General features: G+C 73.2%; 23 protein-coding genes. 16 read left to right on the forward strand and 7 right to left on the reverse strand.

What is annotated here, in order from left to right:
* Window positions 1-28 precede the first annotated feature (28 nt).
* Complete coding sequence (locus G8D98_RS01970; RefSeq protein ID WP_166098347.1) at window positions 29-892, reverse strand: PAC2 family protein; 864 nt, start codon at window positions 890-892, stop codon at window positions 29-31.
* A gap of 58 nt (window positions 893-950) precedes the next feature.
* On the opposite strand from G8D98_RS01970, the gene G8D98_RS01975 reads away from it, so the two are divergent.
* On the forward strand, window positions 951-1,616 hold the full coding sequence (locus tag G8D98_RS01975) for an HAD family hydrolase (RefSeq protein ID WP_166098349.1): 666 nt from the start codon (window positions 951-953) through the stop codon (window positions 1,614-1,616).
* On the opposite strand, the gene G8D98_RS01980 is transcribed toward G8D98_RS01975, so the two are convergent.
* On the reverse strand, window positions 1,599-2,444 hold the full coding sequence (locus G8D98_RS01980; protein WP_166098352.1) for a RecB family exonuclease: 846 nt from the start codon (window positions 2,442-2,444) through the stop codon (window positions 1,599-1,601). The two genes, G8D98_RS01975 and G8D98_RS01980, sit on opposite strands and share 18 nt — an antisense overlap.
* Window positions 2,445-2,494: 50 nt before the next feature.
* A complete protein-coding gene (metH, locus tag G8D98_RS01985; protein ID WP_240920856.1) occupies window positions 2,495-6,286 on the reverse strand; it encodes a methionine synthase in 3,792 nt (1,263 codons plus the stop codon).
* Between the two features lie 76 nt (window positions 6,287-6,362).
* Between metH and G8D98_RS01990 the strand changes: the two genes are divergently transcribed.
* Genes G8D98_RS01990 through arc form a run of 3 tightly spaced genes read left to right on the forward strand, consistent with a single transcriptional unit; the run spans window position 6,363 to window position 10,222 of the window.
* Window positions 6,363-7,460, forward strand: coding sequence for a site-2 protease family protein (locus G8D98_RS01990; protein WP_166098356.1), 1,098 nt, complete (start codon window positions 6,363-6,365; stop codon window positions 7,458-7,460).
* A 10-nt stretch (window positions 7,461-7,470) separates the two neighbouring features.
* Complete coding sequence (locus G8D98_RS01995) at window positions 7,471-8,454, forward strand: tRNA (adenine-N1)-methyltransferase (protein ID WP_166098358.1); 984 nt, start codon at window positions 7,471-7,473, stop codon at window positions 8,452-8,454.
* Between the two features lie 22 nt (window positions 8,455-8,476).
* Window positions 8,477-10,222: a proteasome ATPase gene (gene arc / locus G8D98_RS02000; protein ID WP_166098360.1), complete on the forward strand. Its 1,746-nt coding sequence runs from the start codon at window positions 8,477-8,479 to the stop codon at window positions 10,220-10,222.
* Window positions 10,223-10,231: 9 nt separating this feature from the next.
* Here the strand turns inward: arc and G8D98_RS02005 are convergent, their stop codons facing one another.
* From G8D98_RS02005 to G8D98_RS02015, 3 genes are all read right to left on the reverse strand, one after another.
* The gene (locus G8D98_RS02005; protein WP_166098362.1) at window positions 10,232-11,242 is read right to left on the reverse strand and encodes a peptidoglycan-binding protein; all 1,011 of its coding nucleotides are present in this window, start codon (window positions 11,240-11,242) and stop codon (window positions 10,232-10,234) included.
* Window positions 11,243-11,419: 177 nt separating this feature from the next.
* A complete protein-coding gene (locus G8D98_RS02010; protein ID WP_166098365.1) occupies window positions 11,420-11,770 on the reverse strand; it encodes a DUF3054 domain-containing protein in 351 nt (116 codons plus the stop codon).
* Window positions 11,767-12,759, reverse strand: coding sequence for a ribose-phosphate diphosphokinase (locus tag G8D98_RS02015; protein WP_166098367.1), 993 nt, complete (start codon window positions 12,757-12,759; stop codon window positions 11,767-11,769). Before G8D98_RS02015 ends, G8D98_RS02010 begins: the two co-directional genes overlap by 4 nt.
* Window positions 12,760-12,834: 75 nt before the next feature.
* Here G8D98_RS02015 and dop point away from each other — a divergent pair, with 75 nt between their 5' ends.
* The 7 genes from dop to G8D98_RS02050 all read left to right on the forward strand — a co-directional run bounded on the left by dop (window position 12,835) and on the right by G8D98_RS02050 (window position 19,069).
* A complete protein-coding gene (gene dop / locus G8D98_RS02020; protein WP_275944349.1) occupies window positions 12,835-14,361 on the forward strand; it encodes a depupylase/deamidase Dop in 1,527 nt (508 codons plus the stop codon).
* A gap of 35 nt (window positions 14,362-14,396) precedes the next feature.
* On the forward strand, window positions 14,397-14,591 hold the full coding sequence (locus tag G8D98_RS02025; RefSeq protein WP_166098370.1) for a ubiquitin-like protein Pup: 195 nt from the start codon (window positions 14,397-14,399) through the stop codon (window positions 14,589-14,591).
* Window positions 14,588-15,409: a proteasome subunit beta gene (gene prcB / locus G8D98_RS02030; RefSeq protein WP_166098372.1), complete on the forward strand. Its 822-nt coding sequence runs from the start codon at window positions 14,588-14,590 to the stop codon at window positions 15,407-15,409. Before G8D98_RS02025 ends, prcB begins: the two co-directional genes overlap by 4 nt.
* Window positions 15,406-16,212 (forward strand): proteasome subunit alpha, encoded by an 807-nt coding sequence (gene prcA, locus G8D98_RS02035; RefSeq protein WP_166098375.1) that lies wholly within the window; start codon window positions 15,406-15,408, stop codon window positions 16,210-16,212. Before prcB ends, prcA begins: the two co-directional genes overlap by 4 nt.
* Window positions 16,209-17,588, forward strand: a complete 1,380-nt coding sequence (gene pafA / locus G8D98_RS02040; RefSeq protein WP_166098377.1) for a Pup--protein ligase — start codon at window positions 16,209-16,211, stop codon at window positions 17,586-17,588. Before prcA ends, pafA begins: the two co-directional genes overlap by 4 nt.
* A 123-nt stretch (window positions 17,589-17,711) precedes the next feature.
* Window positions 17,712-18,659 carry an FKBP-type peptidyl-prolyl cis-trans isomerase gene (locus tag G8D98_RS02045; RefSeq protein ID WP_166098380.1) on the forward strand — a complete coding sequence of 316 codons (948 nt, stop codon included), beginning with the start codon at window positions 17,712-17,714 and terminating at the stop codon, window positions 18,657-18,659.
* A gap of 32 nt (window positions 18,660-18,691) precedes the next feature.
* Window positions 18,692-19,069: an FKBP-type peptidyl-prolyl cis-trans isomerase gene (locus G8D98_RS02050; RefSeq protein WP_166098383.1), complete on the forward strand. Its 378-nt coding sequence runs from the start codon at window positions 18,692-18,694 to the stop codon at window positions 19,067-19,069.
* Here G8D98_RS02050 and G8D98_RS02055 read toward each other — a convergent pair.
* Window positions 19,053-20,150: a DUF3866 family protein gene (locus G8D98_RS02055; RefSeq protein ID WP_166098385.1), complete on the reverse strand. Its 1,098-nt coding sequence runs from the start codon at window positions 20,148-20,150 to the stop codon at window positions 19,053-19,055. The two genes, G8D98_RS02050 and G8D98_RS02055, sit on opposite strands and share 17 nt — an antisense overlap.
* 35 nt (window positions 20,151-20,185) lie before the next feature.
* Between G8D98_RS02055 and G8D98_RS02060 the strand changes: the two genes are divergently transcribed.
* From G8D98_RS02060 to tatC, 5 genes are read left to right on the forward strand one after another with little or no spacing between them, the layout of a single operon-like run.
* On the forward strand, window positions 20,186-21,196 hold the full coding sequence (locus G8D98_RS02060) for a helix-turn-helix transcriptional regulator (protein ID WP_166098387.1): 1,011 nt from the start codon (window positions 20,186-20,188) through the stop codon (window positions 21,194-21,196).
* Window positions 21,196-22,188 carry a helix-turn-helix transcriptional regulator gene (locus G8D98_RS02065; RefSeq protein ID WP_166098389.1) on the forward strand — a complete coding sequence of 331 codons (993 nt, stop codon included), beginning with the start codon at window positions 21,196-21,198 and terminating at the stop codon, window positions 22,186-22,188. Before G8D98_RS02060 ends, G8D98_RS02065 begins: the two co-directional genes overlap by 1 nt.
* Window positions 22,189-22,191: 3 nt before the next feature.
* Window positions 22,192-22,509, forward strand: coding sequence for a hypothetical protein (locus tag G8D98_RS02070; protein ID WP_166098392.1), 318 nt, complete (start codon window positions 22,192-22,194; stop codon window positions 22,507-22,509).
* A 38-nt stretch (window positions 22,510-22,547) separates the two neighbouring features.
* Entirely contained in the window at window positions 22,548-22,859 is a 312-nt protein-coding gene (tatA, locus tag G8D98_RS02075; protein ID WP_166098395.1) for a Sec-independent protein translocase subunit TatA, read from the forward strand.
* A 21-nt stretch (window positions 22,860-22,880) separates the two neighbouring features.
* Window positions 22,881-23,696 (forward strand): twin-arginine translocase subunit TatC, encoded by an 816-nt coding sequence (tatC, locus tag G8D98_RS02080; protein WP_166098397.1) that lies wholly within the window; start codon window positions 22,881-22,883, stop codon window positions 23,694-23,696.
* Window position 23,697 lies beyond the last annotated feature (1 nt).

Below are 23,697 nucleotides of genomic sequence, written 5' to 3' on the forward strand. Positions count from 1 at the left end.
CCGGGGCGCCGGGCGGAGCGGGGCGCGGTCAGCCCCCGGCCTGGCCCGGGTCCTCCGACCCGCGGCGGCGCAGGTAGCGCTCGAACTCCTTGGCGATGGCGTCGCCGCTGGCCTCCGGGAGCTCGGCGGTGTCCTGGGCCTCCTCGAGGCTCTCGACGTACTCGGCGACCTCGCTGTCGGACTCGGCGAGCTCGTTGATGCCCCGCTCCCAGGCGCGGGCGTCCTCGTCGAGCTCACCGTGCTCGATCGGTGCGTCGAAGAGCTCCTCGAGCCGACCGACAAGAGCCAGCGTCGCCTTGGGTGAGGGGGAGTGCCCGGCATAGTGCGGCACCGCCGCCCAGCAGGACACCGACGGGATGCCCACCTGGGTGGCGGCGTCGGCGATGACCCCGACGATCCCGGTGGGTCCCTCGTAGCCGCTCATCTCCAGCCCGTGCCGGTGGCGGGTGTCCTCGGAGTCCGAGGTCGCGCTCACCGGGATGGGACGCGAGTGCGCGACGTCGGCCATCAGGGCGCCGAGGGTGACGACCATGGAGACGTCGGCCGCCTCGGCGAGCTCCATGAGCTCCACCGCGAAGGCACGCCACCGGAAGGAGGGCTCGACGCCCTGGACGAGGACGACGTCCCGGCGCAGCGAGGTGCTGCGGGCCACGAGGACCCGGGTCGTGCGCCAGCTGATCCGGCGCTTGCCACCCTCGGAGACCACGCGGGGGCGGTTGACCTGGAAGTCGTAGTAGTCCTCCGGGTCGAGCGCGGCGACGACCTCGGCGTCCCAGACCTCCGCCAGGTGCTCCACGACGGACGACGCCGCCTCACCGGCGTCGTTCCACCCCTCGAAGGCAGCCACCATCACGGGGTCGCGCAGCTCGCCGATCTCCTCGAGCTCGATCACGGGCGTCCTCCTCCTCCGGGTCAGGACTCCACCCTACGGCTCGGTAGGCTCGTGACCCATGAGCCTCCCTGCGGCAGTCCTGTGGGACATGGACGGAACCCTCGTCGACACCGAGCCGTACTGGATCGAGGCCGAGCACGCCATCGTCGCCGAGCACGGCGGCACGTGGCGCGACGAGTTCGCGCACGAGCTCGTCGGGAACGACCTCATGGTCTCGGCGCGGTTCATCCGCGAGCACTCACCGGTCACCTGGGAGCCGGAGCGGATCGTCGAGGAGCTGCTCGGGCGGGTGGTCACCCGCGTGCAGGACCACGTCCCGTGGCGTCCGGGTGCCCGCGAGCTGCTCGCCGGGCTCGCCGAGGAGGGCGTGCCCAGTGCCCTGGTGACGATGTCCTGGCGGGCGCTGGCCGACGCGGTCGTCGGCGCGCTGCCCGCCGGCACCTTCGCGGCGGTGGTCACCGGTGACGAGGTCGAGCACGGCAAGCCGCACCCCGAGCCGTACCGGGCCGCCACCCGCCTCCTCGGCGTCGAGCCGGCGCGCTGCATCGCCATCGAGGACAGCCCGACGGGGGTGCGCTCGGCGGTCGCCGCCGGAGTGCCCACTGTCGCCGTGCCGCACGTCGTGGCGGTGCCCCCGGTGGCGGGCGCCGTGCAGCTGCCCGGGCTGGCCGGGATGACGCCGCACGGCCTCGGTGAGGCGGTGCGCTCACTCCTCGTCGGGTGAGGCCTGGCCCGAGCGGGCCGGGTCGAGCGCGATGAGCCCGGCGCCCTCGGGCAGCGGCGGTGGGGTGCCCCCGAACTCGGGGCAGTACTCCTGGAAGTCGCACCAGCCGCACAGGCGCGAGGTGCGCGGGCGCCAGTCGCCGGTCTGGGCGGCCCGGACGACCGCCTCCCAGATGGCCCGCACGTTGCGCTCGAGGGCGCGCAGGTCGTGCTCGTCGGGCACGTAGCGGACGACCTCGCCGTTGCCGAGGTAGACCAGCTGGAGCATCCGCGGGACCTCGCCGCGCAGCCGCCACAGGACGAGGGCGTAGAACTTCATCTGGAAGAGAGCCTTGGCCTCGAAGGCCTCGCCGGGGGAGCGGCCGGTCTTGTAGTCGACCACGCGCATCGCGCCGTCGGGCGCGATGTCGAGCCGGTCGACGTACCCGCGCAGCGTCAGCCCGTCGAGCTCGGTCTCGACGTACAGCTCCCGGGCGGCGGGCTCGAGCCGGGTGGGGTCCTCGAGGTCGAACCACTGCTGGAGCAGGGTGCGCGCCCCGGCGAACCACGACTCCTGGGTCAGCTCGGCGTCCTCCTCGACCATCGCCGCGAGCTCGGGGCGCTCCTCGACGAGGGCCTGCCACCGCGGCTCGAGGAGGGCGAGCGCCGCTGCCGGCGTGCGGTCGGGCGCCGGCAGCTCGAAGAGGTGCTCGAGCACGGCGTGCACGAGCGTGCCCCGGGCCGCCGCCGGCGAGGGCGGGCCCTGGAGCTTGTCGATCGTCCGGAACCGGAAGAGCAGCGGACACTGCTTGAAGTCCGCGGCCCGGCTCGGCGAGAGGGCGGGGGTCATGCCGCCCACGGTAGGACGCGGCGCCGACACGGCCCGGACGCCACCCCGTCTCAGCCGTCCACGGTGTAGCCGAGGTTGGGTGCGAGCCAGCGCTCGGCGGTCGCGAGGTCCCAGCCCTTGCGCGCGGCGTAGTCCTCCACCTGGTCGCGCCCGAGCCGCCCGACGACGAAGTACTGGCTCTGCGGGTGGGAGAAGTACCACCCCGAGACCGAGGCGCCGGGCCACATCGCCATCGACTCGGTGAGCCGCACCCCGGTCCGCTCCTCGCCGCCGAGCAGCGCCATGAGGGTCTCCTTCTCGGTGTGGTCCGGGCAGGCCGGGTAGCCGGGCGCCGGACGGATGCCGCGGTAGCGCTCGGCGATGAGCGCGTCGTTGCCGAGCCGCTCGTCGGGGGCGTAGCCCCACAGGTCGGTGCGCACCCGCTGGTGCAGCCGCTCGGCGAACGCCTCGGCGAGCCGGTCGGCCAGGGCCTCGAGCATGATCGCGGAGTAGTCGTCGAGGTCGTCCTGGAAGGCGCGCAGACGTTCCTGCAGCCCGAGGCCGGCGGTCACCGAGAACGCGCCGACGTGGTCGGGCAGGCCCGAGGAGAGGGGCGCCACGAAGTCCGAGAGGCACTTGTTGTCCACCCCCTCCCGGTGCCGGCCCTGCTGGCGCAGGCCGTGGAGCGTGGTCAGCACGTGCTCGCGGCCCTCGTCGGCGTACACCTGCAGGTCGTCGCCCACCGAGCTGGCCGGGAACAGGCCGACGACGCCGCGCGGCGCGAGCCACTCCTCCCGCTCGACCCGGTCGAGCATCCGCTGGGCGTCGTCGTAGAGGGAGCGGGCCTGCTCGGCGGTCGCCGGGTTGTTGAGGACGTCGGGGTAGCGCCCCCGCACCTCCCAGGCGAGGAAGAACGGCGTCCAGTCGATGTACTCACGCAGCTCGGCGACCGGGTAGTCCGCGAAGACCCGGGTGAGCTGGGTCGCGGCGTGCCGCCACGGCGAGCCCAGCTCGGGCCGCCAGCGGTCGCCCTCCTGCTGGGCGAGCAGACGCGGCCGGACGGGGGAGGAGGACCAGTCGAGCGCGGGGGCGTTGTCGCGGGCCTCCTCGAGGGGGACCAGGGGGCGCTCGGCGGCCCGGCCGGCGTGCCGTTCGCGCAGCTCGGCGTACTCCCGGGCGACGTCGTCGACGAAGCCGGAGCGGTGGGTGTCCGACAGCAGCTGGCTGACCACCGGCACCGAGCGCGAGGCGTCCTTGACCCAGACGACCGGCCCGGAGTAGCGCTCGTCGACCTTGACCGCCGTGTGGGCCTTGGACGTCGTCGCCCCGCCGAGCAGGAGCGGGACGGTGAAGCCCTGGCGCTCCATCTCCGAGGCGACCTGCACCATCTCGTCGAGGCTGGGGGTGATCAGGCCCGAGAGGCCGATGACGTCCGCGTCCTCCTCCCGGGCGGTGTCGAGGATCCGCTGGAGGGGCACCATGACGCCGAGGTCGACGACGTCGTAGTTGTTGCACTGGAGGACGACACCGACGATGTTCTTGCCGATGTCGTGGACGTCGCCCTTGACCGTGGCGGTGACCACCTTGCCCTTGCTGCGCCGGGCCGCCGCGCCGTCCTTCTCGGCCTCGATGAACGGGACGAGGTGGGCGACCGCCTTCTTCATGACGCGGGCGGACTTCACGACCTGCGGCAGGAACATCCGCCCCGACCCGAACAGGTCCCCGACGACGTTCATGCCGTCCATGAGCGGCCCCTCGATGACCTCGAGGGGGCGCCCCCCGGCGGCGTCGATCTCGAGCCGCAGTGCCTCGGTGTCCTCGACGACGTGGTCGTCGATCCCCTTGACGAGGGCGTGGGTGATCCGCTCGCGCAGCGGCAGCGCGCGCCACTCCTCGGCCGAGGCCTCGGCGGGCCCGCCGTCGTCGCGGAAGTCCTCGGCGACCGCGATGAGCCGTTCGGTGGCCTCGAGCGGGTCGGCGCGCCGGTTGAGGACGACGTCCTCGATCGCGTCGCGCAGCCGCTCGTCGAGGGCGTCGTAGGGCACGAGCGCGCCGGCGTTGACGATGCCCATGTCCAGCCCCGCGCGGATCGCGTGGTAGAGGAAGACCGCGTGGATCGCCTCACGCACGGCGGTGTTGCCGCGGAAGCTGAACGAGACGTTCGAGATGCCCCCGGAGACCAGGGCGTGCGGCAGGTTCTGCGAGATCCACCGGGTGGCCTCGATGAAGTCCGTGCCGTAGGAGGCGTGCTCCTCGATGCCCGTCGCCACCGCGAACACGTTCGGGTCGAAGATGATGTCCTCGGCCGGCAGGCCCACCTCCTCGGTGAGCAGCCGGTAGGCCCGGGCACACACCTCGGTGCGCCGCTCCAGGGTGTCCGCCTGGCCCTGCTCGTCGAAGGCCATGACGACGACCGCGGCGCCGTGGCGCCGGGCGAGCCGGGCGTGCTCGAGGAAGGGCTCGACGCCCTCCTTCATCGAGATCGAGTTGATGATCGCCTTGCCCTGGGTCACCTTGAGGCCGGCCTCGATGACCTCCCACTTGCTGGAGTCGACCATGACGGGGACCCGGCAGATGTCCGGCTCCGCGGCGACGAGCTTGAGGAAGCGGTCCATCGCCGCGACGCCGTCGATCATCCCCTCGTCCATGTTGACGTCGATGACCTGGGCCCCGCTCTCGACCTGCTGGCGGGCCACCGAGAGGGCCGCGGGGTAGTCCTCCTCCCGGATGAGCCGGCGGAAGCGCGCCGACCCGGTGATGTTCGTCCGCTCGCCGATGTTGACGAAGAGGCTCTCCTCGTCGACGACGAGCGGCTCGAGACCGGACAGCCGCAGGGCCGGGGGGAGGGTCGGGGGGACGCGGGGAGCGCCACCGGTGGCCGCCGCGGCGATGGCCGCGATGTGCTCGGGGGTCGTCCCACAGCACCCGCCGACGATGTTGACCAGCCCGGCGGTGGCGAACTCGCCGACCACCGCGGCCATCGTCTCGGGGCCCTCGTCGTACTCGCCGAAGGCGTTGGGCAGCCCGGCGTTGGGGTGGGCGGAGACGAAGCAGTCCGCGACGCGGGAGAGCTCGGCGACGTACGGGCGCAGGTCCCGGGCCCCGAGCGCGCAGTTGAGCCCGATCGCGAGCGGCCGGGCGTGGCGCACCGAGTACCAGAACGCCTCGGTCACCTGCCCGGAGAGGGTGCGTCCGGAGGCGTCGGTGATCGTCCCCGAGATGAGTACCGGCCACCGCCGCCCGTGCTCCTCGAAGAGGGTCTCCAGGGCGAAGACCGCCGCCTTGGCGTTGAGGGTGTCGAAGACGGTCTCGACGAGCAGGGCGTCCGCTCCGCCGTCGACGAGCCCACGGGCCTGCTCGAGGTAGGCCTCGGACAGCTCGTCGAAGCTCGTGTTGCGGGCCCCGGGGTCGTTGACGTCGGGGGAGATCGACGCGGTGCGGTTCGTCGGCCCCAGCGTGCCGAGCACCCACCGGGGGCGGCCGTCGCGGGCCTCGGCGGCGTCGCACGCCGCGCGGGCGAGCGCGGCGGCCGCGACGTTCATCTCGTACGCGAGGTCGGACATGCCGTAGTCGGCCAGCGAGATCCGCTGCGCGTTGAAGGTGTTGGTCTCGACGAGGTCGGCGCCGGCCTCGAGGTAGGCCTCGTGGATCTCGCGCACGAGCCCGGGCTGGGTGAGCGAGAGGAGGTCGTTGTTGCCGCGCAGGTCCTGTCCGTGGTCGGCGAAGCGCTCACCGCGGTAGTCGGCCTCCGAGAGGCCGCGGGCCTGGATCATCGTCCCCATCGCGCCGTCGAGGACGAGGACCCGCTCGTGCAGGGCGCTCGTCAGGGCGTCGGTGGCGTCGGGTCGGTGCTGGGCGCTCACGTGGTGCTCGGGGTCCTCTCGGGACGTCGTCGGGGAGGTGCCAAGTATGCCGTCCGCCTCCCGTAGGGTCGTCGGCATGTCCACGACCCCGGCGGCTCCGGCGGGCGCGCTGCGGATCGGCCGGGTGGCCGGGGTGCCGGTCTACCTCGACCGCACGTGGCTCCTGCTCGCGGCGTTCATCGCCTGGACCGGGTACCGCACCGGGTCGGTCGAGGGGGTCGGCCTCGGGGTCGCCTATGCGGCCTGGCTCGTCGTGGCGATCTTCGTCGCCGTGCTCGGCCACGAGGTCGGGCACGCCGTGGCCGCCCGCGCCCTCGGGTTCCACGTCCACCGCATCGTCGCCACGCTGTGGGGCGGGCACACCGCCTACGACGCCACCGGGGCCACGGCCGGGCGCACGGCGCTCGTCGCCCTCAGCGGGCCCGCGGTCAACGCCGTGCTCGCCGCCGCCGGGTGGGCGGCGAGCCTCACGCTCGGCTACCCGGCCGGGGCGTTCGCCTACTCCTTCGCCTGGCTCAACGGGGTGCTCGCGGTCTTCAACCTTCTCCCCGGGCTGCCGCTCGACGGCGGCGCGGCAGTCCAGGCGCTCGTCTGGGGCGTCACCGGGCGCCGTGACCGGGGGCTGCTCGTCGCGGGGTGGGTCGGGCGGGTGGTGGCCGTCGTCGTCGGGCTCGTCTTCGTCGGGGGCCCCCTGCTGCGCTCGGGCCGGGTGGACCTGCTCGACGTCGCGATCGGTGCGGTCCTCACCTGGGTCCTGTGGAGCGGTGCCACCGCCGCGGTGCGGCGTGCCGGGGTGGAGCGCCTGCTCGACACCGTCCGGGTCGGCGACGCCGCCGAGCCGGCCCACGTGCTGCCCGCCGACACGCCCTTCGCCGTGGCCCGCGAGCTGCCGGGCCTCGTCGTGTGCGCGGACGAGCAGGGCCACCCGACGCTCGTCCTCGCCGCAGCGCCCGCCGACGTGCCGGGGACCACGCCCGTCGGCGCCCTCGTCCAGCGCATCCCGACCGAGAGCGTCGTGGAGGCCGAGCCCACCGGAGCCATCGGGCCGGTCCTGCGGGCGATGAGCGCCACCGGCGTCGGGCTCGTCGTCCTCACCCGTGCGGGCGCCCCCTGGGGGGTCGTGACCGGCCGGAGCGTCGAGGCCGCGGCCGGCCGCGGCCACCGCCGCACCTAGACTCCCCGCCATGACCGCCACCGGAGCCGACCGCCGCCGGGGGCCCTTCGCCGAGGGCGACCGCGTCCAGCTCACCGACCCCAAGGGCCGCCTGCACACGATCACCCTGGCCGCCGGCAAGCAGTTCCACACCCACCGGGGTCACCTGCGCCACGACGAGCTCATCGGGGCTCCGGACGGGTCCACGGTGACCAACACCGCGGGGGTCGAGTACCTCGCCCTGCGTCCGCTGCTCGCCGACTGGGTGATGTCGATGCCGCGGGGCGCCGCGGTGGTCTACCCCAAGGACGCGGGCCAGATCGTCATGATGGCCGACGTCTTCCCCGGCGCCACCGTCGTCGAGGCCGGCGTCGGGTCCGGCGCGCTGTCGATGTCCCTCCTGCGGGCCGTCGGTGACGAGGGTCGCGTCCTGTCCTTCGAGCGGCGCGAGGACTTCGCCGCGATCGCCCGGGCCAACGCGCGGGAGTTCTTCGGTGGCGACCACCCGGCCTGGAGCGTGCGGGTGGGCGACCTCGTTCAGGCCCTTCCGGAAGCGGTGACGCCGGGCTCGGTCGACCGGGTCGTGCTCGACATGCTCGCCCCCTGGGAGTGCCTGGAGGTCGTCGCGGACGCGCTGGCGCCCGGCGGGGTCCTCATCTGCTACGTCGCGACCGCGACCCAGCTCTCGAAGGTCGCCGAGGCGATGCGCGAGCACGGCACCTACACCGAGCCCGAGGCGTGGGAGTCGCTCGTGCGCGGCTGGCACCTCGAGGGGCTCGCCGTGCGCCCGCAGCACCGGATGCACGGGCACACCGGCTTCCTCGTCACGACCCGGCGGCTCGCGCCGGGCACGACGCCACCCCTGCGCAAGCGCCGCCCGGGGCGCGGCTACGTGACGAGCGAGGACGCCACGGACGCCGACTGGACGCCCGAGAACGTCGGCGAGCGGGTGCCGTCGGACAAGCGCGTGCGCAGGGTGCGCCGATCGGTGGCCGGAACGTCCGACGGCTCCTGAGCCGGCGGGGTTATCGTCGGGTATGAGCACCGAGGAGACACCGGGCCGGGAGGGCACGCGCGAGCGGCTGGAGGCCGAGCGGCGCCACCTCGAGGCCGAGCTCGCCCGGGCGCGCAGCGACGCCGGCAGCCCCGAGCAGGTGCGTGCCCTCGAGCGCGACCTCGCCCAGCTGCGCTCGCAGTCCACGACGCTCTCCGCGCAGAACGAGCGCCTCGTGCGCACCCTGCGCGACGCCCGCGAGCAGATCGTCACGCTCAAGGCCGAGGTCGAGCGCCTGGCCCAGCCGCCGGCGGCCTACGGCACCGTGCTGGAGGTCTTCGACGACGGCACCGCCGACATCCTCACCAGCGGGCGCAAGATGCACGTGGCCGTCAGCCCGGCCCTCGAGGGGGAGACCTTGGCCCCCGGGCGCGAGGTCATGCTCAACGAGGCGATGAACGTCGTCGCCGCCCACGGCTTCGAGACCGTCGGCGAGGTCGTCTTGTGCAAGGAGGTCCTCGCCGACGGCCGGGTCCTCGTCGTCGCGCAGGCGGACGAGGAGCGGGTCTGCCGGGTGGCGGCCTCGCTCGCGGACGTCACGGTGCGCGCCGGCGACGCGCTGCTGCTGGAGACCCGCTCCGGGTTCGTCTTCGAGCGCATCCCCAAGGCCGAGGTCGCCGACCTGGTCCTCGAGGAGGTCCCGGACATCGGGTACGAGGACATCGGCGGGCTCACCGGACAGATCGAGGCGATCCGCGACGCCGTCGAGCTGCCGTACCTGCACGCGGACCTCTACACCGAGCACCTGCTCAAGCCGCCGAAGGGTGTCCTGCTCTACGGGCCGCCCGGGTGCGGCAAGACGATGATCGCCAAGGCGGTCGCCGCCTCGCTGGCCCGCAAGGTCGCCGAGAAGGAGGGCCGGGAGCCGGGCAAGTCCTACTTCCTCAACATCAAGGGCCCCGAGCTGCTCAACAAGTACGTCGGGGAGACCGAGCGGCACATCCGGCTGATCTTCCAGCGCGCGCGGGAGAAGTCCAGCGAGGGCTACCCGGTCGTCGTCTTCTTCGACGAGATGGAGTCCCTCTTCCGGACCCGCGGGTCCGGGGTCTCCTCGGACGTCGAGACGACGATCGTGCCCCAGCTGCTCGCCGAGATCGACGGGGTCGAGGGGCTGGAGAACGTCATCGTCATCGGGGCCTCGAACCGGGAGGACATGATCGACCCGGCCATCCTGCGGCCCGGACGGCTCGACGTGAAGATCAAGATCGAGCGCCCGGACGCCGAAGCCGCGCGCGACATCTTCGCGAAGTACCTCACGAGCGGGCTGCCGCTGCACGCCGACGACGTCGAGCAGAACCACGGCTCGCCGGAGGCGACCGTCCAGGCGATGATCGACGCGGTCGTGCTGCGGATGTACTCCGAGGAGGAGGAGAACCGCTTCCTCGAGGTCACCTACGCCGGTGGCGACAAGGAGATCCTCTACTTCAAGGACTTCAACTCCGGGGCGATGATCCAGAACATCGTCGACCGGGCCAAGAAGATGGCGATCAAGGACCTGCTCGACACCGGCCAGCGCGGGCTGCGCGTCGAGCACCTGCTCCAGTCGTGCACCGACGAGTTCCGCGAGAACGAGGACCTGCCCAACACGACCAACCCGGACGACTGGGCGCGCATCTCGGGCAAGAAGGGCGAGCGGATCGTCTACATCCGCACCCTCATCAAGACCAAGGAGGGCTCCGAGCCCGGCAAGTCGATCAGCACCGTCGCCAACACCGGCCAGTACCTCTGAGCCGGCGGCTCAGGCGGTCAGCGCCTGCCAGGTGTCCGAGCCGACGATGCCGTCGACGACGAGGCTGCGCGAGCTCTGGAAGGAGCGGACCGCGCTGTCGGTGCCCGACCCGAAGATCCCGTCGACCGAGGTCGAGAAGCCCTTGGCCGTCAGGCAGATCTGCACCCCGCGGACCGCGTCGCCCGAGGAGCCGCTGCGCACGGTGACCACGAGCGCGGTCCAGGTGTTCGTCCCGACGATCCCGTCGGCCGTCAGCCCCTGGGCGGACTGGAAGGAGACCACCGCGCTCTTGGTCCCCGAGCCGAAGATGCCGTCCGCGGTCAGGGAGTAGCCGCGCTGGCGCAGCAGGTACTGCACGGTGCGGACCCGGAACCCGGAGTCGCCCGACCGCACGGTGCTCCAGTGCACGGGCTCGGGGTCGGGCGTGCCGCCGCCCCCGCCGAGCGAGGCCGCGAGGGTGGCCAGACGCGAGTCTCCGGGGCCGACGTTGATCTCGAAGTGCATCTCGTCCTTGCGCCCGGAGTAGTCCCCGCCCCAGCGCACGACCCCGTTGCACCGCTGGAGGATCGTGCGGATGGCCGCGACCTGCGCCGAGGTGAAGGTCCCGGACGCCCCGAGCGGGTGGTCGGGGGCGTTGACGTCGATCGCGGTGCCGCTGGAGTGGTTCGAGAGGGTCGTGCTGCCCGAGATCTCCCGGTAGCTGTGGCCCCAGCAGCCGGGGGAGTAGAGCGCCTCGACGGTGGCGTTGACCTGGCGCGCCACGTAGGACAGCACCGTGTAGACATCGCCGGTGCGCACCCCCGCGGGGAAGGTGGCCCCGCCGACGCTCAGCGAGGCCAGCGGAAGCTGGCTCGAGGTGCCGGCCGGCCAGCCGTTCTGTGAGGTCGCGGCGAAGGCACCGCCCGCACCGGCGAGACCGGCCCCGCCGGTGAGCAGCAGGGCGCCGGCGCCGCGGATCAGGGTGCGGCGCGGCAGCCGGGGACGGGTGGGGGCCGCGATGGTGGCGTGCTCGTCGCACATGCTCGGGGGACTCCTCGTCAGGTCACGTTTCGGTCACGGACGACGCTACGAGGGGCCCCGCCACCGCGCCAGCGCACCGGGCCCCGGGCGCCGTCCGTGGGCGCGCGCGGGGCGGGGTTGGTGCAGGTCAGCCGGGGTGGGTAAAACCTTCGCAAAGACTCGACAGGGCTGCCGGGGTCACCCGGGAAGGAGCCGGGCGAGGACCCGCCACCCGAGCAGGAGCAGGCCGAGCACCAGGGTGGCGACGACGACGAAGGAGAGGGCGACCCCCTGGCCGGTGATCGCCCGCACGAGCATGCCGACCGCGACGGTAGCGACGAGGACGACGGCCCCCCAGGCCAGCGAGCGCGGGCCGGTGTCGAGGGCGAGCCCCGCGAGGACCCACCCGCCCGCCGTGCCGACGAGGAAGGGCACCGCGGTGCGCAGCACGCCGAGGACGTCCACCCCCTCGGAGTGCGAGCGCCTCCCCACCGCGGCGAACACGACGACGACCAGGGCGTCGAGCACGGCCGGCAGTACCCGGCTCATCCGCCGACCCCGTCGAAGAGCGAGCGCTGGCGGGGCGGGGCGTGCATGGGGTCGACGCCGTCGAAGAGGCTGGAGACCGACTCGCCCTCGTGGATCCGCTTGATCGCCTCGGCGAACAGCCCCGCGACCGAGCGCACCCGCAGCTCGGGCCAGGCCGCGGGCGGTGGCACGGTGTCGGTCGTCACGACCTCGGTCACCATCGGGTGGCTGCGCAGCCGCTCGACCGCGCGCCCCGCGAACAGCCCGTGCGTGCAGGCGACGGCCGCCTCGGCGACGTCGTGCTCGGCGAGCCGGTCGAGCAGCTCGACGATGCTGCCCCCGGTGGCGATCTCGTCGTCGAGGACGATCGCCCGCCGGCCGGTGACGTCTCCCACGATGGAGTCGATGACGACCCGGTCGTCGCCGAGGCGCTTCTTGGACCCGGCGGCGACCGGCAGGCCGAGCAGCCGCGAGAACTGGGTCGCGTCCTTGGCGTTGCCGAGGTCGGGCGAGACGACGACCGTGCCGGCCAGGTCCTGGCCGCGGAAGTGGCTCGCGAGCTCGCCGAGCGAGGTGAGGTGGTCGACGGGGACCGAGAAGAACCCGTGCACCTGCGGGGCGTGCAGGTTCATCGTGATGACGCGGTCCACCCCCGCCGTCGCGATGAGGTCGGCGACGAGCCGGCCGCCGAGCGAGATCCGCGAGGCGTCCTTCTTGTCGGACCGGGCGTAGGCGAAGTGCGGGATGACGGCGGTCACCATCGCCGCGGAGGCGCCGCGGGCCGCGTCGACCATGAGGAGGAGCTCCATGAGCGAGTCCTGGGTCGGGGGCACGAGCGGCTGGACGATGTAGACGTCCCGCTGGCGGCAGTTGGCGAGCAGCTGGGCCTGCAGGCAGTCGTTGCTGAACCGGCTGGTCACCGACTCCGAGAGCGGTACGCCCAAGGCGGTGCAGATGCGGTGCGCGAGCTCCGGGTGCGCCGAGCCGGAGAAGACGACGATCTCGCGCATGGCGTCAGGGTATCGGCCGGCCCGGGGCGGGGGTGACCCGCGGTCGCGGCGCATCGGCTCAGTATCGTCGGACGCATGACGGTGCGTCGCGTGATGGGGATCGAGACCGAGTACGGGGTCGTCGTGCCCGGTGACCCGGCCGCCAACCCGATGCTCGCGTCCGGCGACGTGGTCACCGCGTACGCGGCCTCTCGCGGGATCCGGCCGGCCCGCGCGAGCTGGGACTACGCCGACGAGGCACCGCTGCGCGACGCCCGCGGCTTCGACATGGGCCGGGGGGACGCCCATCCCAGCCAGCTCACCGACACCGAGGACCCGACGCTCGCCAACGTCGTGCTGACCAACGGCGCCCGCCTCTACGTCGACCACGCCCACCCCGAGTACAGCTCGCCGGAGGTCACCACGCCCCGGGCCGCGGTGCGCTGGGACCGGGCGGGCGAGCTCGTCATGCGCGAGGCGGTGACCCGGCTGGCCACCGTGCCCCCCGGCGTCAACCTCTACAAGAACAACACCGACGGCAAGGGTGCCTCCTACGGCACCCACGAGAACTACCTGATGGCACGCTCGACCCCGTTCGCCTCGGTCGTCAAGCACCTCACGCCGTTCTTCGTGGCGCGCCAGGTCATGTGCGGCAGCGGCCGGGTGGGCATCGGCGTCGACTCGCGCACCCCCGGGTACCAGATCGCCCAGCGCAGCGACTTCTTCGAGGTGGAGGTCGGGCTGGAGACGACCCTCAAGCGGCCGATCATCAACACCCGGGACGAGCCGCACGCGGTCGCCGACCGCTACCGCCGGCTGCACGTGATCATCGGCGACGCCAACCACGCCGACGTCGCCAACCTGCTGAAGATGGGCTCGACCTCCCTCGTCCTGGCGATGATCGAGGCCGACGCCGTCGGGGCCGACCTCAGCGTGCGCCGCCCGGTGGCCACTCTCCACGAGATCTCCCACGACCCGAGCCTGCAGACCAAGCTCGAGCTCGTCGACGGCCGCCGGATGACCGCCGTGGAGCTGCTGTGGGAGTACCACGACCGAGCAGCCGCGTTCGCCGAGGAGCGCTCCGGCGGGCAGCCGGACCCCGACACCGCCGAGGTCCTCCACTGGTGGTCCACGGTCCTGGACCGCCTGGGGCGCGACCCGATGGAGGCCCGCCGTGAGGTCGACTGGGTGGCCAAGCTCGCCGTCCTCGAGGGGTACCGCGAACGGGACGGGCTCGCCTGGTCCGACCCCCGCCTCAAAGCGGTCGACCTGCAGTGGTCCGACGTGCGGGCCGACCGCGGCCTGGCCCACCGGCTCGCCGCCAACGGGCGCCTCGAGGTGCTCGTCGACGACGCCGACGTGCGCGCGGCGGTGACCACCCCGCCGAGCGACACCCGGGCGTGGTTCCGCGGGGCCTGTCTCGCGCGCTTCTCGGAGGCCGTGGTCGCCGCCTCCTGGGACTCGGTGATCTTCGAGGTGCCGGGCCAGCGGATGCTCCAGCGGGTGCCCATGCTCGAGCCGCTGCGGGGGACCGAGGCGGCGGTGGGACAGATCGTGCGCGAGGCGCCCGACGCGGCCGCCCTGCTGCGGGCGCTCGCCACCGCCGGCACCGACGCCGACTAGGCTCGGGTGCAGACCCCGACCGAAGGACGGTGACCATGGCCGGTCAGGAGCAGATCAAGCCGCAGCGCCGCGACGGCGAGCCCGACGACGTCGAGACGCCCGACCCCGCCGCTGCCGCTCCCGCCGCACAGGCGAGCGAGATCGACGACATCCTCGACGAGATCGACGGCGTCCTGGAGTCCAACGCGGAGGAGTTCGTCCGCGGCTTCGTCCAGAAGGGCGGCCAGTGAGCCTCGGAGCCGACTCCGGGCGCCTCCCCGCCGCCTACCTCGTGCCGGGGTCGTCCTCCTTCACCGAGTTCCTCGCGGCGCACGTGCCCGGCCTGCTGCCCTCACGGCGCTCGCTGCCGGCCGGTGCCGCGCTCGAGGCGCCCCACGGCACGACGATCCTGGCGGTCACCTTCGACGGCGGCGTCGTCATGGCCGGCGACCGGCGGGCGACGATGGGCAACATCATCGCCAACCGCGACATGGAGAAGGTCTTCGCCACCGACGAGTACAGCCTCGTCGGCATCGCGGGGACGGCCGGGCTGGCCATCGAGCTCGTCCGGCTCTTCCAGGTCGAGCTGGAGCACTACGAGAAGATCGAGGGCACGCTGATGTCCCTCGAGGGCAAGGCCAACCGGCTCGCGTCGATGATCCGCGGCAACCTCGGGATGGCCATGCAGGGCCTGTCCGTCGTCCCGATGTTCGCCGGCTACGACCTCGAGGAGCGCCAGGGGCGGATCTTCTCCTACGACGTCACCGGCGGGTGCTACGAGGAGCACGACCACCACAGCGTCGGCTCCGGGTCGCTCTTCGCCCGCGGGGCGCTGAAGAAGCTCTACCGCCGTGGGGGCGACGCCGACGCCGCGGTGCGGGTCGCCGTCGAGGCCCTCTACGACGCCGCCGACGACGACTCGGCGACCGGCGGGCCGGACGTCGGCCGGCGGATCTGGCCGACCGTCGGGGTCGTCGACGCCGAGGGCGCCCGCTTCGTCCCCGAGGACGAGGTGGCCCCGGTGGTCGACGCCATCATCGCCGAGCGGGCCGAGGGAGGTGCCCGATGACCGCCGGGATGCCGTTCTACGTCTCGCCCGAGCAGCTGATGAAGGACCGGGCCGACTTCGCCCGCAAGGGCATCGCCCGGGGGCGCTCGGTCGTCGTGCTCCAGTACGACGCCGGCATCGCCTTCGTCGCCGAGAACCCGAGCCGCGCGCTGCACAAGGTCTCCGAGATCTACGACCGGATCGCGTTCGCCGCCGTCGGCAAGTACAACGAGTTCGAGAACCTGCGGGTGGCCGGAGTCCGGTACGCCGACCTGCGCGGGTACTCCTACGACCGCTCCGACGTCACGGCCAGGGGCCTGGCCAACGCCTACGCCCAGACCCTCGGCACGGTGTTCACCCAGGAGTCCAAGCCCTACGAGGTCGAGATCGTCGTCGCCGAGGTCAGCACGACGCCCGAGGGCGACCAGGTCTACCGGCTCACCTACGACGGGTCGGTGGCCGACGAGCACGGCTTCGTGGCCATGGGTGGGGGAGCGGAGCAGATCGAGACCGCCCTGCGCGAGGCGTGGCGACCCGGCATGCACCTCGGCGAGGCCTTGGCCCTCGCGGTGCGCCTCCTCGGGACCGACCCCGGCGGCGGCGAGCCGCGCACGCTGGCGCCCGAGCAGCTCGAGGTGGCCGTGCTGGACCGGCACCGCCCCCGCCGCCGCTTCCGCCGGGTCCAGGGCGACCTGCTCGAGCGCCTGCTGAGCACCGACGACCCGACCGCCGACGTCCCCGACGCCGACGACGAGGACTCCGCGCGCAGCGCGGCCACCAACCCGCAGACCCAGCGCCCCGAGCAGGACGGCCCGCGCGAGTGAGCACCCGCGGAACGCGCCGGATCTTCGGGATCGAGAACGAGTACGGGATCACGTGCTCGACCGCGGGCCAGCGCACCCTGACACCCGACGAGGTGGCTCGCTACCTCTTCCGCAAGGTCGTCGCCTGGGGGCGCTCGAGCAACGTCTTCCTCACCAACGGCTCTCGGCTCTACCTGGACGTCGGCTCGCACCCGGAGTACGCCACCGCCGAGTGCGACACGATCGCCCAGGTCGTCACCCACGACCGCGCGGGGGAGCGGATCATCGAGGGGCTCGTCGCCGACGCCCAGCAGCGGCTGCAGGAGGACGGCGTCGCCGGCGACATCTACGTCTTCAAGAACAACACCGACTCCGCGGGCAACTCCTACGGCTGCCACGAGAACTACCTCGTGACCCGGGCGGGGGAGTTCCAGGCGCTCTCGGAGACCCTGCTGCCCTTCCTCATCAGCCGCCAGCTGACGTGCGGCGCCGGCAAGCTCGTCACGACGAGCAAGGGCGCCTCGTACGCCCTCAGCCAGCGGGCGGACCACATCTGGGAGGGCGTCTCGTCGGCGACGACCCGCAGCCGGCCGATCATCAACACCCGCGACGAGCCGCACGCCGACGCCGAGCACTACCGGCGCCTGCACGTCATCGTCGGCGACTCCAACATGGCCGAGCCGACGACGATGCTCAAGATCGGCTCCGCCGACCTCGTCCTGCGGATGATCGAGGCGGGCGTCGTCATGCGCGACCTCACCCTGGAGAACCCGATCCGCGCCATCCGCGAGATCTCGCACGACATGACCGGCCGGCGCACCGTGCGGCTGGCCAACGGCCGGGAGGTCTCCGCCCTCGACCTCCAGCGTGAGTACCACGCGAAGGCGGCCGAGTTCGTCGCCCGGGAGGGCGCCACGGACCCCTCGCACGAGCGCGTCCTGGAGCTGTGGGACCGCACGCTCACCGCCGTCGAGACCGGCAACCTGGCCCTCGTCGAGCGGGAGATCGACTGGGTCGTCAAGCACCGGCTGCTCGAGGACTACGCCACCCGGCACGGTCTCGACCTCGACAGCCCCCGGCTGGCCCAGATCGACCTCGCCTACCACGACATCGACCGCACCCGGGGCCTGTACTACCTCCTGCAGCGGCGCGGCCGCGTCGAGCGGGTCGTCTCCGACCTGGAGGTCTTCGAGGCCAAGGAGCGCCCGCCGCAGACGACGAGGGCCAAGCTGCGCGGGGACTTCATCCGGGCCGCGCAGGAGCACCGCCGGGACTTCACCGTCGACTGGGTGCACCTGAAGCTCAACGACCAGGCCCAGCGCACCGTGCTGTGCAAGGACCCCTTCCTCGCCGAGGACGCCCGGGTCGAGCGGCTCATCGAGGGCATGAGTGCCTGAGCGCCCCGGTCGGGCAGGCTTCTCACAGGCTGCGATGCGGGAGTTCCCACCTCGCGCGGTTATCGTGGATGGCCGTTCACGCCGCGCCGCGGCGACCCCGACCCCCGAAGGTGTACCCGAGCCGTGCCCCGTCGCTTCCTCCCCGCCCTCTCCGCCGCTGCCCTGGCCGGAACCCTCCTGCTCGCCGGCTGCGGCTCCGACGAGGCCGCCACCCCGACGAGCTCGTTGAGCTCGGTTCAGGTGACCGGTGCCGCCGACAAGGAGCCCACCGTCACCGTGGACGCACCGCTCGAGCTGTCCCGGACCGAGTCCACGGTGGTCTCCGAGGGCGACGGCGCGACGATCGCCGACGACGACCTGGTCACCCTCAAGGCCGTTCTCGTCAACGGCACCGACGGCAAGGTCATCACGAGCACGTGGGGCAGCGGGACCGTGGGCCTCGACCTGGCCGCCGACGACCTGTTCGCGTCGTTCAAGAGCGAGATCCCCGGCACCAAGGTCGGCTCGCGGATGGTCATCGCCTCCACCCCGGCCGACGCCTACGGCGACAGCGGCAACGAGACGCTGGGCATCGGCGCGGACGACCCGGTCGTCTTCGTCGTCGACCTCGTCGACGCCACCCAGGCGCTCGCGAGCGCCGAGGGCACCGCGGTGACGCCGAAGAAGGGCCTGCCCACGGTCACCGTCAAGGACGGCGAGCCCGCGAAGATCACCATCCCCAAGGGGGCCAAGGCGCCCAAGAACACCGTCGCGCAGACCCTGGTCAAGGGGACCGGGGAGAAGGTGACCGAGGGCCAGACCATCCGGGTCAGCTACACCGGGGCCCTCTTGCGCAACGGCAAGGTCTTCGACGCCAGCGCCAACCACCCCGACGACCCGACCTACGACTTCACCGTCGGTCAGGGCCAGGTGGTCACGGGCTGGGACACCGGCCTGCGGGGCCAGACCGTCGGCAGCCGGGTCCTGCTCATCGTCCCGCCCAAGGACGGCTACGGCGACTCCGGGCGCGGTGACACGATCAAGGGCACCGACACGCTCGTCTTCGTCGTCGACATCCTCGCCGCGTACTGACCGCCGGCCGGACCACCAGAGAGGCCTGACCCATGAGCGAGCCCACCAAGCCCGAGATCGAGTTCCCCGGAGCCGAGCCGCCGACCGAGCTGGTCGTCGAGGACCTCGTCGTCGGCGAGGGGGCCGAGGCCACCCCGGGGAGCACGGTCTCGGCGCACTACGTGGGCGTGGCCCATTCCACGGGCGAGGAGTTCGACGCCTCGTGGAACCGGGGTGCGCCCCTGGAGTTCCGGCTCGGCGTCGGCATGGTCATCGCCGGCTGGGACGAGGGGATCGTCGGGATGCGGGTCGGCGGCCGCCGCCAGCTGAGCATCCCGCCGGAGAAGGCCTACGGCGACCGCGGGGCCGGGGGCGTCATCAAGCCTGGCGAGTCGCTCGTCTTCGTCGTCGACCTCATGGACGTGCGCTGACCGACGCCGCGTGGGACCCTGCCGCCGCGGCGAGCAGGAACGGAGCCGGGTCCTCCCTCAGGCCGCGCCCCATCGTCGCGAGCGGTACGGGGCTGCTCCGGAGGGCCTCGAGCAGGCCGTCGGCGGGAACCTCGACCGGGGTGAGCGCCGCGCGGGCGGTGCCGACCAGCTGGGCCAGCTGGGCCCGCACCCGCGCGTCGAGCTCCCGGTCCGGCAGCGTGGTCACCGGCACGTCCGCCGGGGCGAGCAGGGCCCGCCCGTAGGCGGTGGTGCTGTGGTGGCTGACCCCCCGGTGTCGTGCGCGCCGGTCGGCACCGGACACCCGCAGCGAGGCCACGCCGCGGCCCCCGAGGACGTCGGCCGCGTGCAGCGCCTCGGCGACGGCGACGCCCGAGTAGCCCCACCGCGTCCCGGTGCCGACGTTGCCCGGCCCCTGGGCCACGACGGCCACGTCCGCCCCGAGCACGTGCCGGGCGGCGAGCAGCCCCGTGTGCACGGTCACCGCATCGAGGTCGCCCCCGAAGGCCTGGCCGACGGTGATGCACGCGGCGAGCCAGCCGGCCGTGCGCAGGCCCGCGACGGCGCGCGAGAACGGCGCCGGGAGCGCCCCACCGTCGGTCATGACGTAGGCGACGGTGGCCTCTGGCCGCACCCGGCGGACGCCGGCGACGACGGCGGGCAGCGCGCTGTGCAGGTCGGCGACGACGACGGGCAGCCCGGCGAGGTCGTCGGCCTCGGCGAGCACCCGGTGGTGTGGGGACTCCTGCTCGTCCACGGCGAGCAGCATCTGCTGCATCGGGGTGTAGCGCGCCTTGACGATGTGGCCCGGCCCGGCCGGGGGGTCGGGGGGCAGGACGTCGGCCCGGGCGACGACGAAGGCCAGCCCTCCGGTACCCAGCCCGCGCAGCAGCGCCGAGGCGTTGAGCAGGACCCGCTCCCCGGGCTCCGGGACGCCGGTGACGGCCGAGTAGGCCATGGCCCGCACGTCGCCGGGCGTCTCCTCGAGGGCGACGGTGAGCTCCGCCGCCCCGGCCCAGCGGCGGACCTCCTCGACGACGGTCCCGGCACGCCACTGCATCACGCCCGGCAGCGTAGCCGTCGGGTAGCGTCGTGCGGGTGAGCAGCGAGAACGGGGGCGCGCCGAGCGCGGCCCAGGTCAAGACCGAGCGCCTGCTCAACCTCGTCCTCGTCCTGCTCTACGCACGGCGGCCGCTCGCGAAGGCCCAGATCCGCCGGCTCGTGCCGCAGTACGGTGCCTCGGCCTCGACCGAGGCGTTCGAGAGGATGTTCGAGAGGGACAAGGACGAGCTGCGCGAGCTCGGCATCCCGCTGGTCACCGAGGACATCGACGTCCTCTGGGACGACGAGCCGGGCTACCGGATCCACCAGCGCGACTACGCCCTGCCCGACATCAGCTTCGAGCCCGACGAGCTCGCGGTGCTCGGGCTGGCCAGCCGCACCTGGGCCCAGGCCTCGCTCGCCGGGCCGGCCGCGCAGGCGCTGCGCAAGCTGCGGGCCGCCGGCGTCGAACGCGACGAGGCGGCCCTGATCGGCATCGAGCCCCGGCTGCGCACCGCCGAGCCCGCGTTCGACGCGGTCAAGGACGCGGTCCTACGCCGGCTCCCGGTGCGCTTCGACTACCGCCGGCCGGAGGCCGAGGCCCCGGCCGAGCGGCACGTGCAGCCGTGGTCGCTCGTGTCGTGGCGAGGGCACTGGTACCTCAACGCCTACGACGAGGACCGGCAGGCCCCCCGGGTCTTCCGGCTCTCCCGGATCACCGGCCCCGTCCGCCCGCACGGGCGCCCCGGGTCCTTCGAGGTCCCGGCGGACCACGAGCCCCGGGTCATGGCGGGCACCGTCGCGGCGTCCGGGGCGCAGTCACACCCCGCCGTGCTGCGGGTGCGGGCCGGGGCCGGGCACGTGCTGCGCCGACGGGCGCGCACCGTCCACGGAGGCGAGGACGCCTGGTCCCGGGTCGAGCTGGACTACCGGGACCTGTGGGCCTTCGCCGACGAGGTCGCCGGCTACGGGCCGGACGTCGTCGTCGAGCAGCCCGGCGAGCTCGCCGCCGCCGTGCGGGAACGTCTCGCGGGCGCCGTGGCCGCACACGGGGCAGGGGCGTCCTGATGGCTTCCGCCCCGCAGGAGACCGCGACCGCTCGGCTGTCGCGCCTGCTGACGATGGTGCCTTGGCTGGTCAACCGCCAGGGCATCGACCTCGCCCAGGCGGCAGACGACCTCGGCGTCAGCACCGAGCAGCTCGAGGCCGACCTGCGTCTGCTCTTCCTCTGCGGCTACGGCCAGATGCCCGACGAGCTCATCGAGGCCGACTGGGAGGGCGGCCGGGTGTTCGTCGGCAACGCCGACTCCATCGCCCGCCCCCTGCGCCTCGGGGTCGACGAGGCGGTCACCCTCATCGTCGGCCTGCGGGCGCTGCGCGAGGTCCCGGGGCTCGACGAGCGCGACGCCGTGGACCGGGCGCTCGCCAAGCTCGAGGCCGCGGCCGGAGAGGCCGCCGCACCGGCCCAGCGCGTGCTCGCCGAGGTCGCCGACGGCGGCTCGCCCGAGCTGCTCGCCCGGGCCCGCCGGGCCGTCACGGACCGCCGCCGGGTGCACCTGCGCTACGTCGTGCCGGCCCGGGACGAGGCCACCGAGCGGGACGTCGACCCGATGCGCGTCGTCGGCATCGACGGCCAGTGGTACCTCGAGGGATGGTGCCACCGCGCCGAGGACACCCGGCTGTTCCGGATGGACCGGGTCGAGGAGCTCACCGTCCTCGACGTCGACGGCACCCCGCCGCCGCAGGCCACCGAGCGGGACCTGTCCGAGGGGACCTTCCGCCCCGGCGCGGACGACGTCTCGGTGACCCTGCGGCTGCTGCCCGGCGCCACCTGGGTGTCGGACTACTACGCCGTCGACGCGCTCGAGCAGGTCGCCGCGGCCGACGGGGGCGGCCAGCTCGTGCGGCTGCGGACGGCCGACACGGCCTGGCTGCGCCGGCTGCTGTGGCGCCTCGGTGGCCGTGGCTACGTCACCGACCCGCCCGAGGTCGTCGCCGAGGTCCACGACGGCGCGGCCGCGGCCCTGGCGGCCTACACCGACCAGGTCCCGGAGGGCTGAGCGGTGCTGCCCTGGTGGGGATGGCTGGCCCTCTGGGTCCTCCTGCTGCTCGGCGCCGGCCTCCTGGTCGGTCTGCAGGCCCGGCGGGCCTGGCGCAGCGGGCGAGCCCTGACCGCCGAGCTCGGGCGCGCCGGGCGTCTGGTCGAGGAGCTCGAGGCCGCCACCGCCGTGCGCCGCGACCTCCCGCCGCCGGGCACGGCCGTCACCCGCCGTCCGGACATCCTGCGGGAGGAGCTTCGGGCGCAGCGGGCCGCCGCCGCGAGCGAGCGGGAGGCCCGTCGGGCCGAGCGGATGCCACCCTGGTCCCAGCACGTACACTGACAGTGACTTCTTCACCCGACGCGGAAGGACACCCGACCATGGGCCGAGGAATCTTCGAGGGATGGCACCTGGTCGTCCTCCTCGTCATCATCATCGCCCTGTTCGGTGCCAAGCGGCTCCCGGACGCGGCCCGCAGCCTCGGCCGCTCGATGCGTGTCTTCCGCTCCGAGGTCGACGAGATGAAGAAGGAGCACCAGGCCGACAAGTCCGAGGCGTCGAGCGAGACCGTGCGTGCCGAGCCGCTCACCCGGGACCGCTCCGTCGAGGACGTCGTCGCCTCGGACGCCGAGGGCAACGCCGTGCAGGAGAGGACGCCCCGGACGGACAACCATTCGGGCCCGACTGCCTGACGACCCGCAGCTCCACGACGCATGGCGCGACGCCGCACCCCTCGTGACCCCGAGGGGCGGATGACCCTTGGGGAGCACTTCCGCGAGTTCCGCAACCGCCTCGTCAAGAGCGCCCTCGCGGTGGTGGTCGGCGGCGTCGTCGGGTGGATCGTCTACGACCCGCTGTACGACGTCCTGACCACTCCGATCAACGACTACATCGCGGCCCACCCCGATCGTGCGGAGGACATCAAGCTGACCCTCAGCGGGATCACCACCGCGTTCTCGCTGCACTTCACGGTCGCGATCTTCGTCGGCCTCATCCTGGCCAGCCCGGTGTGGCTCTACCAGGTGTGGGCCTTCATCGTGCCGGGCCTGACCCGCAAGGAGAAGCGGACGGCGATGGCGTTCATCGGGGCGGCCGTCCCCCTCTTCCTCGGCGGGATCGCGCTGGCGCACTTCTCCCTCCCCCTGGTCATCGGGGTGCTGCTCGACTTCACGCCGGCCGGGGCCGCCAACTTCCAGGCAGCCTCCGACTACATCAACTTCGTGACCCGCTTCAGCCTCGGGTTCGGGCTGGCGTTCCTGCTGCCCGTCTTCCTCGTCGCGCTCAACGTCGTCGGCCTGCTCCCGTCGCGGGCCATGATCAAGGCATGGCGGGTGGCTGTGGTGGCCATCGCGGTCTTCTCGGCGATGATGATGCCCACCCCGGACCCCTACTCGATGTTCCTGCTCATGGGTCCGCTCGTCGCGCTCTACTTCGCAGCCATCGGGGTGTCCAGGCTGCTCGAACGCCGCAAGAAGCAACAGCGCCCGGACTGGCTCGATGTCGACGACACCGAGGCCTCCGAGCTCTGAG

The organism is Phycicoccus endophyticus, assembly GCF_011326735.1.
Taxonomy (GTDB): domain Bacteria; phylum Actinomycetota; class Actinomycetes; order Actinomycetales; family Dermatophilaceae; genus Phycicoccus; species Phycicoccus endophyticus.